Consider the following 14958-nt stretch of genomic DNA (forward strand, 5'->3'; position numbering starts at 1 on the left):
GACGTAAGCCCCCCACGGTTGTATACCTCCCAGGTCAGGGCTAACTTTTGAACTGACCAGTCAGTTCAAGTTCCGCGAGTCACCGACCTGGGAGTTCTTCGTGCGGGTTCAAGCCGACAGGGTGTCCGTGACCGGACCCCACGGCACGTTGCTGTCGCCTACTTCGCTCACCGTTTCGGGCGGTGAGCTGGCGATCGTGCACGGCGAGCCGGGGGTCGGTGTCACCGCCTTCGGGCTGGCGCTGGCAGGCAGGCTGAAGCCCGCCACCGGGACGGTGACCGTCGAGGGCGGCGACCCGCACCAGGTCGTGGCGATCGTCGACTCCCCCGGCGTGAGCGAGCCGGACGGCGCGTTGTCGCTGCAGGTCGTCGTCGGGGAGGAACTCGAACTGGCGAAGCGACCGGCGAACAAGGCCGCCGTCGCGAGCTGGCTGGCCGAGCACGACGCCGCCGCCTTCGCCACCACACGCTTCGAGAATCTCGAACCGGTGATGCGCACTCGGCTGCTCACCGCGCTCGCCGCGGACCGCAAGGGGGTCGGCGTCCTCGTGCTCGACACCCCGGACCGGCACACCAGCGACGTCGGCAGCTGGGCGAAGCTCGCCCGCGAGCACGCCGAGCGCGGCCTCGCCGTCATCGTGCTGACCGCCACCACCCCGGTTTCGGCCCTGCCGGAGAAACCCGCCCTCTGCGGCGCCCTCGACCAGCCCGACCCCGTGCGCTGCGCGCCCGTCGAGCCCGAGCCCGCCGAAACCGCGGAGATCGAAAAGACTTCAGGAGACCAGGAATGAATCCCGTCCGGATCGCCGCCAACGAGCTGCGCCGGCTGAGCAGCGGCACCCTGCCGAAGCTCGCCATGGCCGCGCTCGTCCTGGTGCCGCTGCTCTACGCGTCCTTCTACCTCTACGCGAACTACGACCCGTACTCGCGTCTGGACAAGCTGCCCGCCGCCGTCTTCACCGCCGACACCGGCGCGAAGGACTCGGCCGGCGCGGAACGCAACGTCGGCCGCGAGGTCACCGACGAACTGGTCAAGTCCGGCACGTTCCAGTGGCACGAGGTGTCCCCGGAGGAGGCGGCGAAGGGCGTCCGCGACGACAAGTACTCGTTCGCCATCGGCATTCCGCGCGACTTCTCCGCCGCGCTGCTGTCCTCCGGCAACTTCCAGCCCCAGCAGGCGACGATCACGCTGACCACCAACGACGCGAACAACTATCTGTCCGGGACCATCGCGAAACAGGTGGCCGAACAGGTCCGCAAGACGATCGCGGAGAAGGTCGGCAGCGAGGCCGCGGACAAGTTCCTGGTCGGGTTCTCCACGATCTACGGCAAGATCCAGGAAGCCTCGACGGGCGCTTCCCAGCTCGCCGACGGTGCGGGCAAACTCAAGACGGGACAGCAGCAACTGGCGGACGGCGCCTCCCAGCTCGCCTCCGGCAGCTCCCAGCTGGCGACCGGGCTCGGCACCCTGAAATCCAGTACCGCCCAGCTCCCCGCGCAGACGCAGAAACTCGCCGACGGCGCCGGTCAGGTCGCCGACGGGAACCAGAAGGTCGCCGACGCCGCCTCGCTCGCGGCGACGGCCTCCGGCGACATCCAGGCCAAACTCGACGGTTACCGCACCCAGCTCGCGCAGGACCTGCGCGACGCCGGCGTCCCCGAGACGAAGGTCCAGGAGATCCTGAGCCGCCTCGACACCCTCCGTTCGCCGGTCGACCAGGCGAACACGAAGATCCAGGGCGCGAACAGCCAGCTGATCCAGCTCGCGTCCGGCGCCCGGCAGGTGTCCGACGGCGCGCACCAGCTGGCGTCCGCCACACCGCAGCTCACCGGCGGCATCGCGCAGGCGGCCGACGCCTCCGCGCAGATCCGTGACGGCGCCGCGAAACTGAACGACGGCGAGAAGTCCGCGGTCACCGGCACGAACCAGCTCGCCGACGGCGCGGTGCAGCTGCGCGACGGGCTCGCCGCCGGGCTCAAGGAGATCCCGAACCCGGACGACCCCACCCGCGCGGCGACCGCCAACACCATCGCGGACCCGGTGGCGGTCAACTCCTCCGGTGTCGCCTCGGCCGGGACCTACGGCGCGGGTCTCGCCCCGTTCTTCATCTCGCTCGCGACCTGGATCGGCGCGTTCGTGCTGTTCCTGTTGCTGCGCCCGCTCTCGACCCGCGCGCTGACCGCCGGCGCGTCGCCGTTCAAGGTCGCGCTCGGCGGCTGGCTGTCCTCCGCGCTGCTCGGGATCGCGCAGGTGATCGTGCTGTTCGGCGCGGTGACCTGGCTGGTCGGCATCGACGTCGCGCATCCGCTCGGCGCGATCGGGTTCGCGGTGCTGGTGTCGCTGACCTTCACGTCGGTGGTGCACGCGCTCAACGCGTTCTTCGGCGCCGTCGGGAAGTTCCTCGGCCTGGTCCTGCTGGTGCTCCAGCTGGTGAGCGCCGGTGGCACGTTCCCGTGGCAGACCATCCCGGACGCGTTGTACCCGTTGCACATCGTGCTGCCGATGGGTTACGCGATCGACGGGTTCCGGCACCTGCTCTACAGTGGCGCCTCGATGGAGATCCTCGGTGACATCGGTGTCCTTCTCGCCTATCTCGTCGGCGGGATCCTGGTCTCGACGCTGGCTGCGCGGAAACGGCGCACCTGGACGGTTTCGGCGCTGAAACCCGAGCTGGCGTTGTGAGTCCCCGGGGTGAGGCGACGAAGCAGAAGCTGTTCGAGGCGACGCTGCGGCTGTCGGCCAGCCGCGGCCTCGTCGGGCTGACAGTGGACGACATCGCGGCCGAGGCGAAGGTCGCGAAGGGCACCGTCTACTACAACTTCGGCAGCAAGGACGGCCTTGTCGACGCACTGCTGCGCTACGGCGTCGGCGTGCTCGCGGACCGGCTGCGCGCGGCGACCGGCGACGGCGACCCGATGGACGTGATCGAGTCGCAAGTGGACGGTGCGCTGGAGTTCATCGCCGAATACCCCGGTTTCTCGCAGATCCTGGTGAGCGAGATGTGGCGTACGCCCGGCACCTGGCACGAGACGCTGACGTTGCTGCGCGAGGAGATCATCTCGATCGTGCGCGAACAGCTCCACCGGCTGGACGCCGCCGGGCGGCTGCCCGACGGCGTCCAGATCCAGACGGCCGCGGCCGGGTTGTTCGGCACGATGCTGGTGGTCGCCCTCGACTGGCAGGTGTTCCAGCCGAAGCGGACGCGGGACGACGTGCGGGAATCAGTGATGGTGCTGATCCGGGGCCTCGGCCGCTAGACCGGATCTCGCGTGCTTGAAGCCGGATCTCGCGTGCGTTAACCCGGATCTCGCGTGCTTGAAGCCGGATCTCTCGGTGCGGAGCGTGTTCCGGCTTCAAGCACGTGTGTTCCGGCTTCAAGCACGCGAGTGCGGGCTCCGATCACGCGTCTTCGGTCTCCCGGGCCCACTTCAGCTTGACCTCGAAGTTTCCCTCCAGTCCCGTTTTCGCGATGACCGCGCCCGCCTGCGCGGTCAGCTTGACGCCGAACTTGAGCTCGACCTCGTCCGGCCCCCTGGTCATCGACCGGAAGGTGTCCAGTGCCGCCACGGCCGCGTCCTTGACGTTCGCGAGCGCCGCTTCGAAGGACCCCTTGGCGTCCTCGACCAGGTCGTCACGCCGGGAGACCCGGGAGGTGCCGGGGACCGGGTCGATCTCGACGACCACCGAACCGCCGCCTTCGAGGGGGAACCGCGCCAGGTCGTTCACCGATGCTCCTCACTGTCCACAATGGATTTTCAACCATTCGCCGGGCTGGATGCTCTCCCGGACGTCGTCGAGTTGCCTCAGCAGGATGTCCAGGCGGTCCCGGTTGCTCAGGTACTCCAGGACGGCACGGTGGAACGCGCCGGTCATCGTCGCGGGCATCAGGTCCGACGCGTCGAAGCACAGCGCGGACGCCGTGGTGATCGTGTCCGCGACCTTCCGGCTCACCTGGTCCGGATAGACGTCGAGGCCGAGCTTCCGGTTGGCGGAGAAGGCGTTCGCGCGGGGAATCGAAGGCCAGATCCGCTGCGCCTTCTCCGAAGCGAGGAATTCCATCAGCTTCCGCGCCTGGGGCGTGTCCTGGAACATCCCGGCGAGGTCGGCGGCGACCTCGGAGACGTCCCGCCCCGGAAAGGTGAGGAAGTCGAAATCGGTACCCGGCTTGGGAAACGTCCCGCCGGGCCGCGGGAAGTTCTGGTGCCGGCTCATGATGAACGACGCCTGGTGTTCGAGCGCGCAGCCCGGCGGGTCGGTGAACATCGGCTTGCCCGCGTCGCCGAAATCGGTCAGCAGCGCGGCCGCGGTACCGCCGCGGATCGCGCTGGGCTCGATCAGGGAACCCCAGTCCAGCCAGGCCTGTTTGACCTCCGGCGACCTCCATTCGAGGCCGCCGGACGCCCACTGCCGATACTTGCCGGGGCCCGCCGAGTGCAGCAGGATGTCCTCGATCCAGTCGGTTCCCGGCCAGCCCGAGGCGGGCGGGGCGCCCATCCCGACGCACCAGGGCGTACCGCCGGCGGCCGCCAGCCCGGCGGAGTACTCGCGGAGCCCGGCGAACGTCGTGGGACGGATCCCGGTCATCCGCGCGGGGTTGTACCAGATCAGGCTCTTGAGGTCGGCCTTCACGGCGACCGCGTACAACTTCTCGGTGCCGATCTGCTGCAGCGTGACCCATTGCGGGCTGAAGGATCGTGTCACGGCGGCGGAGAGGTCTTCTTCGAGCGGCAGCAGGTCACCCGACTTCTGGTACTTCGCGAGCACCCCGGCGTTGGGCAGGACGGCCACGTCCGGCGGCGTGCCACGCTGGACGTCCGAAGCGAGCACCTGGTCGACGGCCCGCGTGCCCTCGTAGAGGTAGTCGATCCCGGTGTCGGCCTTGAAAGCGTCCAGCACCTGACGGAACGCCTTCTCCTCCTCCCCGGTCCAGGACGCGAGGACGACGACCGGCCCGTCCTCCGCCGACGCCGTACAGCCGCCCGCGACGAGCGTCAGCGCCATCACCACGGCCAGCAGGCGTTTCACGGGCGGTACCGGTATTCGTCGATCCTGGCGTGCAGGCCGAGAAGGACGAGCCCGCCCGCGAGCAGGGTGCCGGCCGGGATCAGGAATTCCCGCCCGCCGGATTCGGCCGCGGCGGAGGCGTCGGCCGCCACCGCCCTCGCGCCCGCCGTGGCCACCCGCGTGTTGTCGGTCGCCGGCGCGGTGGCCTGCCGTACCCGCTCCCGGAACCCGTCGACGGTCACACCGCATCCCTGCTCCTCGTCGCAGTACCCGGCCAGCAGCTCGGCGAGCCGTCGCTGGCCGTCGTCGTCGGCCGCCTGGAGCTGCGCGGCCCGCGCGGCGGCGACGCCGTCGAGCCGCTCTCCGACCGAGTCCAGCCTGCCCCGGCTGATCAAGGTGAACACCAGGGCCACCCCGATGGCGGCGATCAGCACGGTCGCCGCGAGCAGCGGGACGTTCGCCACGCGGCGAAACCGTTTCCTCAGGTACAGCTGGGTGAAGACCAGCAGCACCAGGAGGGCGAGCACTGGCAGAAGCCACAGCGGGAGCATCGCGAGACTCATCCCGGTGGCCGCCAGTTGCCGGTTCAGCGCCTCGCGTTGCCTGCCCTGCAACGCTTCCAGCTCCTCCAGGACACCGCCGGGAGCGTGCAGCAGCCGTGAGGCGTGCCAGAGGTCGACCGCGCCCAGTACGGCGGCGTCCGGCTGGCGGAAGTGCACGTCGGCTTGTCCGATGGAGCCCGAGTAGGCCGCGACCTGGCTTTCGATCACCTGAAGCGCGTTACCGCCTTCCTCACCCGCCTGGTTGAACTCCGCGACCCTAGCGAGACTTTGGCTCGCCAGCGCCAGCTGATTCGAGTACTCCTGCCCCGGTCCGGCGAGTCTCGCCTCGCCGGAGGCGAAACTCGCGATCGCCGCGGCGTCGGCGGCCACCAGCGCGGCCCGGGCGGCGGTCACTTCGAGTACCGCGTGCGCGGTGCGGTCGCGGACGGTCTCCGCCGTGTTCTGGACGTTCTGGAACGCCCACAGCGACACCACCAGTACCGCGAGGGTGAGCGCCAGCAGGGCGGTCCGGAGCCGGACCAGCCGCACCCGGGTGGCCGTCACGAAACCGCCTCGCCGAACGGTCTTCCGCAGCCGACGCAGAAGTTCGCCCCGGCGGGCGAAAGCGCGGGGCAGGCGGCACAGGTGAGCGGTGCTCCTTCGGGCATCGGCCGATCTTCCTGTGGAAGAGCGATTTCCGAAACCCTCGACGGGATGACGGCGTGCAACGCGTGACTGCGTGTCGCGTCCGGCCGCAGGCGCACGAGCCCTTTCTCGGCGTCGACGATCTCCACGACTCCCGAGAGACGGCTCAGCGTCTCTTCGTCGCCCGCGGCGGTGGCCAAGGCGACCGCCCGGCCCCAAGCCTGCTCGGCCCCGGCGCGGTCTCCTGCCGCGTAGGCGTCGCCGCCGGAGATCAGCGCCTCACCGAGATCGGCCTGGGCGGCGTATTTCGAAACCATCGGGTGAATCAGCGTCGGCGGGATCGGATCGTGGGTCCACCTCCCCGCGATGGCCAGCGCGTCCTCCTCGACCGTGGCTCCCGGCACGGGGACGAGTTCCGTCCACGCCAGCTGACGATCCTGCCCATGGCTGGGTTCGAGGTCCGGATCGAGATCCAGGATCAGCTGGTAGTCCCGCGTCTCGTCGCTCGCGAACGAACCGAGCGACAGCTCCTGCTCGCGGACGGCGGCCTCCTGGCACCGGTCGGTGAGGTCGTATTCGTCGGGGAACACCTGCTTGACCGACCGCAGCCTGCTGAACGGCATGGTGCCGATGCGCAGCCGGACCTCGGGCAACACCTTCGTCATCGCGCTCTCGACCAGCTGCCGGAAATCTTCGGCGAGCTTGTCGTCCTCGACGACCGAGTCGACGTTCCCGCGCAACACCCGGCCGATCTGGGTGAGTTCGGCGGGCTCCCAGCCGTCGCCGATCCCCCTGGCGTCGCAGACGAACCGGCCCTCGCAGCTGTTCAGCACGCTCATCAGGTCGGCCCTGGTCTGCGAATCGTTGCGGCCGTCGGTGAGCAGGATCGCGTGGCGGACGGCGCCGGGCACGAGGTCGAAGAGGTCGCGTGCCTTGGCGAGCCAGGCGCCCATCGCGGTGCCGCCGACGGCCGCAAGGTGCTCGACGGCGGCGCGTGCCTCCGCGCGGGTCGCCGCGGACGCGGTCACCAGGCCGTCCTCGGCCGGGTAGATCATCTTCGCGCGGTCGGTGCCCTGGATGACGGCGAACCGCACGCCGTCGGGCAGGACGTCGATGGCCGCCGCTGCCGCCCGCCGGGCTTCGCCGATCTTGGTGCTGGGGAAGCGCATCGAACTGGAGCAGTCGATCATCAGGACTTCGGCGGCCGTCGTGGTCACGGCCGCCTCACCGCCGCGGGAGACGACCCGGACGATCGCGGTCATCGCCCGGTCCCCCTCGGCCAGGAACTTGTTCTGATGCACCTCGAGACCCAGACTCGGCTCCCCGCTCATCAGTCCCCTTTCACACCAGCGTCACCGGTCTCACGGAATTGGCGAGATCGATCAGCACGTCGTGCGCTTCCGGCGTCGGCGCGTGGTGGGCGAGCCGCCGGTACGCCTTGTCCAGCACCGTGCGAGCGCCCATTTCGCCTGCGCGCAGGATCTCGCCGTCGGTGATCCCGTCCTGCCCGAGGAGCACGGCGGCCAGTCCCGTCTCACGCACGGCCGTCACCAGCCTGTCGAGGGAGTCGCCGTCGAGATCCAGAGCGGTCAGGCGGACCACCGCGTCGTCGAGTTCGGCCGACGCCGGAAGGTCACCCGTGCCCGGCATCGGCGCGGACAGCACCCGCACCCCGGCGATCCGCGCCGCCTCGTCGTAACGCGAGAATTCCGGGACCTGGTCGAGGATCTCGACGGCGGCGGCGCGGTTGCCGCGCAGCAGCCGGACCCGCGCGAGCCCGAACGCCGCGCTGACCTGCGACCGGTCCCGCACCCACAGCGCGTCGTAGTACCGCTCGGCGGCGACCGCGCCGTTGAGATGCTCCTCGCAGAGCCCCAGCGCGAGTTTCGGCGGCTCCTCGCCGGGGATGTCGCGGTACACGGCGGTGAACTTCTCCTTCGCCGCGGCGAAGTCGCCCGCGCCGAGCGCGAGCAGGCCCCGATGCCACGCCACACGCCAGTCATGGGCGGCGCGTTCGCCGAGCAGCCGTTCGGCCTCCGCCACCGCCAGCACGGCTTCGACGGTCGCCCCGAGTTCCAGCCGTGCCCGGCACCGGCGGAACTCGACCTCGACCGAACCCGGCACCTTGTCGAGCTTCTTCAGCAGCCGCGCGGCGTCGGGCGCGCGGACGGCGCGGAGGAAGTTCGCCTGTGGGTCGTCCGGATCCTCGCGCGGCACCGGGAGACCGACGGCGATCTCCGCGGCGGACGGGCGTGCGCCGAGCGAGACGGGTGTCCCCCGCGTCCAGTGCTCCAGCGGCGGCGCCTGGCCGAGTCCCGCGTCGAGCAGGATCGCCCCTTCGGTGAACAACGTCGAGGCGGCGGGCCTGGATTGCTTGTCCCGCAAGGAAAGGATCTCACCGAGCACACCGTCGAGCTGGACCAGCATCTCGCGCGCGGTCGCGAACCGTTGTTCGAACGGGGCGGTCGCCCGGTCGAGGACTCGGAGGAACGATTCGATGCCGAACCGGACACCGCGCGCGTCGGTGGTGACCGACCAGCCGTCGCTGGCCTGGAAGAGCTCCCGCAGCGTCACGCCGACGGTGTGGATGTCGGACCGGACGGTGAGCCCGTGTTCCGCCCGTTCCCGCGGCGAGACCTGATAGTGCTCGGTGCCGACGATCGGGCTTTCGTCGTCGGTGATCTTGCGGATGGCGCCGAAATCGATGAGCTTGATCCGCTTCTCGCCGTGGATCACGTTGTCCGGCTTCATGTCGCAGTACAGCAGGCCCTCGCCGTGCAGGTAGTCGAGCGCGGTCAGGATCTCGCGCCCGTACGCCACGACGTGCTCGACGAGCAGCCGCCCTTCACTGGAGTCCAGCCCGGCCCGGCCGCGGTTCTTGACCTCCCGCAGGGAAAGCCCGTCGACGAACTCCATGACGATGTAGCGGAGGTCCTCGTGTTCGACCACGTCGAGGATCCGGACTACGTTCGGATGGTCCAGCGCGGTGAGCACCTGGCTTTCGGTCTCCGCGATCCGGACGGCGGCGGTGTTGTTCGTGTTGATCAGGCCCTTGAGCGCGACGTACCGGTCGCCGAGACCGGAATCCGTCGCCAGGTAGACGAATCCGAGCCCACCGCGCGCGACGCAGCCCAGCACGTGGTACCGGCCGTCGACCACGTCGCCGGCCGCGAGCTTGGGCGCGAAGGAGAACGACGTCCGGCAGACCGGGCAGAACCCTTCGGCAGGCGCGGGTCCGCCGCCGACCGAGCGGCCGACCGGAGTGGCCGTGCATCCGTGCTTGCCGCAGAACCGTTCCTCTTCCGGGACATGCGGTTCGGTGAGCAGGCGGCCCGCGACGTCCGGGAGTTCGACGACCGGCAGCGGGACCCGGTCGTCCGCGCTCGCGTGGCCCGCGATCTGCTGGGAACGGGTGACCACCGTGCTGGTGATCCTGGTCGGCGCCTCGCCGGGGCCGGGGATCACCAGGGTCGGTTTCTCCCGCGGCGCGGGCTCTTCCGGTGTCCCGGGCGGCAATCCGCAGATCTTGCAGAACCCGGTCTTGCCGAGCACACCCGGGCAGCCGTCGTGTCCGCAGGCCGTCATCCGTCGATCCGTTTCCGTACGGTGTCCGCGTACCGCTCGACGGCCGCCGCCGCGGCCGCGAGGTCGCACGGTCCTTCGAAGAGCATCCGCCAGGCGGGTGCGTAGGCGGCATCCAGTTCGACGTCTTCGACGAGGCCGCTGTTACGAGCCATCTCCCCGTACGCGTCCAGCCGGGCGCGCAGTTCCGCGCGCCGCGCGAGGTTCTCGTCGAGGAGACGACGAAGGTCGCGGGCGCGCTCGACCGTCTTGGCCACGGCTCGCTCGCAGACCGGAAGCTGCCGTTTCACCCACTCGGTTTCGCCGTCCTTCTCCGCCGAACGCAGTTGTGTCAACGCGCCTCTCAGCCGTCGCGTCTTGGGATGGACGTGTGGGGCGTCGGAGAAGCGGGGCGCGTCGCTCAGATTCTCCTTCTCCAGGCTGTCGAGTTCACCCAACCGGGTTTCCAGCAGGGCGAGGCGGCCCTCGGTGTCGTCCTCGCCGGCGGGCAGGACGTCCGTGCTCGACCGGACCACGTTCACCCCCGGCGACGTCTCCTCGCGGAACGCCAGCGCGAGCCGCAGCCCGAGTTCGTGCGCGCGCTGGGCCAGCGGCACGAGCACCTCGCCGACGAGCGCGTCGGGCTCGGCCGCTTCGTCGATTCCGGAGACGACGACGGTGCGGGCGGACCCGTGACGGCCGGCGGGCGAATCCGCGGCGACGTCGAGCCGGTCGGAGATCCGGCGGCGGACCTCGTCGGCGGTTTTGCCGACGGCTCGACGGCGAGCACGACACTGCCCAGCGGCGGCACCGTCGGCCCGGTCACGCTCCGGCCCGCGCCGCGTTCGCGGTCGGCGAGGACGACGGCGCGCCGCAGCGAGGCGGCCACGGCGGAATCGTGCTCGCCCATGATGATCACCCGGACGTCCGCCCGGCCGTGCCCGCCGAGCCACCGGGCGAATTCGCGGGCGAACAGCGGATCGATCGCGGGCGGTTCCGGGTTCTGCACGAAGCTGGGGTCGATCGCGGGGCTGCCTTCGGCCCAGCGGCGCAGGGCAGGCAGGTACCCGAGCATGGTCTCGACCGGGATCATCCACGAGACCCGGGCGGCCTCGGTCGCGTATCGGGTGGCGACCATGCCGACGACGTGGCCGGTCTTCTCGGCGATCACCGCGGAACCGCTGAAGCCGTGGGTGATCGGCTCGGCGTCCGGAGTGCGGTGCAACTGGACGCGCTCAAGCCCGTGACCGCCGTCGCCGACGACGGTCGCCAACGACCACATGCCGTCCGAACCGCGCGGGAAGCCGTACGCGCGGACTCGCTGGCCGTCTTCGAGAGCCGTCCGGTGGAGCGGGGCGCCGGAGATCTGTTCCTCGGGGTCGCGCAACCGGAGCAACGCGATGTCCCCGCCGTCGTCACCGATGGGCGCCGCCTGCGCGAGGATCGTGGCGATTCCTGGCTCCACGCCGGGAAGCGCCACGAAATCCACGGCGACGTCGTCGTGGCCTTCGATCACATGAGCGCAGGTGAGGAGGTGTTCGCCGTCGAGCATGGTCCCGGCGCCCAGGATCCGCCCACGGTGATCGCGCAGCCGCACCCGCCAGCGTCTGCGCTCGGAAGTCACGCGAAAGACCCTACCGATCGTGAGTGGTAATGACGGTTCTAACCGTCATTACCACTCACGAGGCCTAATGCGCGGCGTCGTTCCAGGACCGGCCGTATCCGACCGAGACCTCCAGCGGGACCGCCAGTTCGTAGGCGGAGCCCATTCCCTGGCGCACCAACGATTCGAGCTGCTCGCGCTCGCCACCGGCGACCTCGAGGACGAGTTCGTCGTGGACCTGCAGCAGCACGCGGCTCTTCAGCTTCGCCTCGGTCAGCGCCTTGTGCACGTTGAGCATGGCGACCTTGATGATGTCCGCCGCGCTGCCCTGGATGGGGGCGTTGAGCGCCATCCGCTCGGCCATTTCGCGGCGTTGCCGGTTGTCGCTGTTGAGGTCCGGCAGATAACGGCGGCGGCCGAAGATGGTCTCGGTGTAACCGACCTTCGCCGCGTCGCCCACGACCGAATGGAGGTAGTCGCGCACGCCGCCGAAACGGGAGAAGTACGCCTCCATCTGTTCCTTGGCCTCTTCGGTCGAGATCCGCAGCTGCTGCGAAAGCCCGTACGCCGAAAGCCCGTACGCCAGGCCGTACGACATCGCCTTCACCCGGAAGCGCAGTTCCGGCGTGATCTCCTCCGGCGGCAGCGAGAACGCGCGCGACGCCACGAAAGTGTGCAGATCCTCGCCGCTGTTGAAGGCCTGGATCAGCCCTTCGTCCTGCGAGAGGTGCGCCATGATCCGCATTTCGATCTGGCTGTAGTCCGCCGTCATCAGCTCGGCGTACCCGTCGCCGACGACGAAGGCGTCGCGGATGCGGCGGCCTTCCTCGGTGCGGATCGGGATGTTCTGCAGGTTCGGGTCGACCGACGAGAGCCGTCCGGTGGCGGCGATCGTCTGCAGCAGCGTGGTGTGGATGCGGCCGTCGTCGGCGACCGACTTGATCAGGCCCTCGACCGTGGTGCGCAGCCTGGTCGCGTCCCGGTGCTCCAGCAGATGCTGCAGGAACGGGTGCTCGGTCTTCTCGAACAGGCTCTGCAGCGCCTCGGCGTCGGTGGTGTAGCCGGTCTTCGTGCGTTTGGTCTTCGGCATGCCGAGTTCGTCGAACAGGATGACCTGCAGCTGCTTCGGCGAACCGAGGTTGACCTGCTTGCCGATTACCGCGTACGCCTCCTCCGCGGCCTGTGTCACCCGGCCGAGGTAGTGCGCTTCCAGATCGGTCAGATGCTCGATGTCGACCGCGATACCCGCCGCTTCGAGGCCGGTGATCACCTGCAGCAGCGGCAGTTCGAGCTCGGCGAGCAGCTGCGCGCCGCCCAGTTCTTCGAGCTCCTTGGTCAGCGCGCCCGCGAGCTCCGCGACCGCGCGGGCCTTGACCAGCTCGGCCTGGATCTCCTTCTGCTCCATGTCCTCGGCGCCACCGTCGAGCAGCGAAAGCTGCCCGTCCCCGGTGTCGGCCTCGGACCGCAGCTCACGGTGCAGGTACCGCAGGGCCAGGTCGTCGAGCTCGAAGGTGCGCTGGCCAGGGCGGACCAGGTACGCCGCGAGCGCGGTGTCCATGACGAGCCCGGCGAACGTCCAGCCGCGCGCGCGGACGGCGTGCAGCGGGACCTTGAGCTCGTGGCCGATCTTCTTGATCTTCTCATCGGCGAGCCAGGCCGTGAGCGCCTTGTCGTCCTCGGCGTCCATCGCGGTGACGTCGACATACGCGCCCTCACCGTCCGCGGCCGCGAACGTGATGGCCTTCAGGTCGGAGCGGACCGAGGCCCCGGTGGTGCGGAACGCCAGGCCGACCGGCTGGTCCTGGCCGGTGTGCGTGGAGAGCCATTCCGTGAGCGCGCCCGGCGCGAGCTTCGAACCGCTGACCTCGAAACCCTCTTCGGCCTCGGGCTCGGCACTCTGCAGAGTGGCGAAGAGCCGGTCCCGCAGGACGCGGAACTCGAGCTCGTCGAACAGCGCGTGGACGGCCTCGCGGTCCCACGGGCGCAGCTCGAGCATGGTCGGGCCGAGCTCCAGCTCGACGTCGCGGATCAGCTCGGTGAGCTGGCGGTTCAGCATGACCGCGCCGAGGTGCTCGCGCAGCGCGTCGCCGACCTTGCCCTTGACCTCGTCGACCCGGTCGACCAGCTCGTTGAACGACCCGAACTGCCTGATCCACTTCGCGGCCGTCTTCTCACCGACGCCAGGGATGCTGGGCAGGTTGTCCGAGGGGTCGCCACGCAGCGCGGCGAAGTCCGGGTACTGCGCCGGGGTGAGGCCGTACTTCTCCTCGACCGCCTCCGGGGTGAACCGGGTCATCTCCGACACGCCGCGCTTCGGGTACAGCACGGTGACCTGGTCGGTCACCAACTGGAGCGCGTCACGGTCGCCCGTACAGATGAGGACGTCGAAACCTTCGGCGGTCGCCTGTGTCGTGAGCGTGGCGATGATGTCGTCGGCTTCGTAGTTCTCCTTGGTCAGCGCCGGGATGCCGAGGACCTTCAGCACGTCCTCGACCAGCCCGACCTGCCCCTTGAACTCGTCCGGGGTGGTGCTGCGGTTGGCCTTGTACTCCGCGTACGTCTCCGACCGGAACGTCTTGCGGGACAGGTCGAACGCCACCGCGAGGTGGGTCGGCGCCTCGTCGCGCAGCAGGTTGATGAGCATCGAGGTGAACCCGAATACCGCGTTCGTCGTCTGCCCGGTCTTCGTCTTGAAGTTCTCCGCGGGCAGCGCGAAGAACGCGCGATACGCCATCGAATGGCCGTCGATCAGCAGCAGTTTGGGCCGCTCGGCCTGTGCGGTGGCGGGTGTGGCGTTGGCAACGGTCGTGTTCTCACTCGGGCTCACGAGAGCGAGTCTAGGGTGAGGGTCCGACAGTCCTACCTGTCGTGTCTGTTGCGGGCTGTCGGCGGCGCTGATCGGCCCCCTCGACACAGGAACCCGCCAGGCCGGAGGCCCCGCGATCGGGGCGGCAGGGCGTCCGTGGGGCAGGACGTGAGAATAATTCGATAACGTGCGCCCTGGCGACGCGATCGTGGTCGCGGGTTCACGAATGTTAAGGAGCTCTGCGTGACCGAACAAGCCCTCGAATCCTTCGCCGGGATCGACCCGGCCTTCGCCGGACAGCAGCTCAACGACAAGCTCGGGCTCGAGATCAGCGAATTCGGTCCCGAACGCGTCGTGGGCAGCATCCCGGTAGAGGGCAACCTCCAGCCCTACGGCCTCCTCCACGGCGGCGCGAACGCCGTCGTCGCCGAGGCGCTCGGTTCGATGGTCTGCGCGCTCAACGCCGGCACCGACAAGGCGACGATGGGGCTCGAACTTTCGTGCACGCACCACCGGGCGGTCCGGTCCGGGCGGGTGACCGGTGTCGCGACCCCGGTGCACGTCGGGCGCGGGACCGTGACCGCCGAGATCGTGCTGACCGACGACCAGGGGCGCCGATCGTGCACGGCGCGGCTGACGTGCGTGGTGCGGGAGCGGCCGCCGGGCATGTGAGCTCGTCCGGCTCTCGAGGTGTCATGAAAGGGTCGTTCAGGACGTCATTCGTCCTGAACGACCCTTTCATGACATAGGCGACTGCCACGGATGCGCTCACTCCGGAAATCCGTGAAGGCCTCCTT

The 14958-nt window shown here is 69.6% G+C and carries 12 protein-coding genes; 4 read left to right on the plus strand and 8 right to left on the minus strand.

What is annotated here, in order from left to right; genetic code table 11:
* Positions 1-100 precede the first annotated feature (100 nt).
* From AC069H_RS17105 to AC069H_RS17115, 3 genes are read left to right on the plus strand one after another with little or no spacing between them, the layout of a single operon-like run.
* Entirely contained in the window at positions 101-790 is a 690-nt protein-coding gene (locus AC069H_RS17105) for an ATP-binding cassette domain-containing protein (protein ID WP_478232946.1), read from the plus strand.
* Positions 787-2682: a YhgE/Pip family protein gene (locus AC069H_RS17110; protein WP_478232947.1), complete on the plus strand. Its 1896-nt coding sequence runs from the start codon at positions 787-789 to the stop codon at positions 2680-2682. The genes AC069H_RS17105 and AC069H_RS17110 overlap by 4 nt, the downstream gene beginning before the upstream one ends.
* Entirely contained in the window at positions 2679-3257 is a 579-nt protein-coding gene (locus tag AC069H_RS17115) for a TetR/AcrR family transcriptional regulator (RefSeq protein ID WP_478229560.1), read from the plus strand. The genes AC069H_RS17110 and AC069H_RS17115 overlap by 4 nt, the downstream gene beginning before the upstream one ends.
* 142 nt (positions 3258-3399) lie before the next feature.
* On the opposite strand, the gene AC069H_RS17120 is transcribed toward AC069H_RS17115, so the two are convergent.
* The 8 genes from AC069H_RS17120 to polA form a co-directional block, all read right to left on the minus strand.
* On the minus strand, positions 3400-3726 hold the full coding sequence (locus AC069H_RS17120; RefSeq protein WP_478229561.1) for a CU044_2847 family protein: 327 nt from the start codon (positions 3724-3726) through the stop codon (positions 3400-3402).
* A 9-nt stretch (positions 3727-3735) separates the two neighbouring features.
* Positions 3736-5025, minus strand: coding sequence for an ABC transporter substrate-binding protein (locus AC069H_RS17125; protein WP_478232948.1), 1290 nt, complete (start codon positions 5023-5025; stop codon positions 3736-3738).
* Positions 5022-6110: a hypothetical protein gene (locus tag AC069H_RS17130; protein WP_478232949.1), complete on the minus strand. Its 1089-nt coding sequence runs from the start codon at positions 6108-6110 to the stop codon at positions 5022-5024. The genes AC069H_RS17125 and AC069H_RS17130 overlap by 4 nt, the downstream gene beginning before the upstream one ends.
* Entirely contained in the window at positions 6107-7522 is a 1416-nt protein-coding gene (locus tag AC069H_RS17135) for a VWA domain-containing protein (RefSeq protein WP_478232950.1), read from the minus strand. The genes AC069H_RS17130 and AC069H_RS17135 overlap by 4 nt, the downstream gene beginning before the upstream one ends.
* A 10-nt stretch (positions 7523-7532) precedes the next feature.
* Positions 7533-9776, minus strand: a complete 2244-nt coding sequence (locus AC069H_RS17140) for a serine/threonine-protein kinase (RefSeq protein WP_478232951.1) — start codon at positions 9774-9776, stop codon at positions 7533-7535.
* Positions 9773-10369 carry a hypothetical protein gene (locus AC069H_RS17145; RefSeq protein WP_478232952.1) on the minus strand — a complete coding sequence of 199 codons (597 nt, stop codon included), beginning with the start codon at positions 10367-10369 and terminating at the stop codon, positions 9773-9775. The genes AC069H_RS17140 and AC069H_RS17145 overlap by 4 nt, the downstream gene beginning before the upstream one ends.
* Entirely contained in the window at positions 10291-11376 is a 1086-nt protein-coding gene (locus AC069H_RS17150) for a S1 family peptidase (RefSeq protein ID WP_478232953.1), read from the minus strand. The genes AC069H_RS17145 and AC069H_RS17150 overlap by 79 nt, the downstream gene beginning before the upstream one ends.
* A 64-nt stretch (positions 11377-11440) precedes the next feature.
* Entirely contained in the window at positions 11441-14182 is a 2742-nt protein-coding gene (polA, locus tag AC069H_RS17155) for a DNA polymerase I (RefSeq protein ID WP_478232954.1), read from the minus strand.
* Between the two features lie 222 nt (positions 14183-14404).
* On the opposite strand from polA, the gene AC069H_RS17160 reads away from it, so the two are divergent.
* On the plus strand, positions 14405-14833 hold the full coding sequence (locus tag AC069H_RS17160; RefSeq protein ID WP_125682237.1) for a PaaI family thioesterase: 429 nt from the start codon (positions 14405-14407) through the stop codon (positions 14831-14833).
* Positions 14834-14958 lie beyond the last annotated feature (125 nt).

This window comes from Amycolatopsis sp. NPDC043887 (assembly GCF_056435665.1).

Excerpts from the sequence above, each read along its gene's own strand:
- AC069H_RS17110 (WP_478232947.1), top strand. The coding sequence starts at position 787 with ATGAATCCCGTCCGGATCGCCGCCAACGAGCTGCGCCGGCTGAGCAGC.
- AC069H_RS17135 (WP_478232950.1), bottom strand. The coding sequence starts at position 7,522 with ATGAGCGGGGAGCCGAGTCTGGGTCTCGAGGTGCATCAGAACAAGTTC.
- AC069H_RS17140 (WP_478232951.1), bottom strand. The coding sequence starts at position 9,776 with ATGACGGCCTGCGGACACGACGGCTGCCCGGGTGTGCTCGGCAAGACC.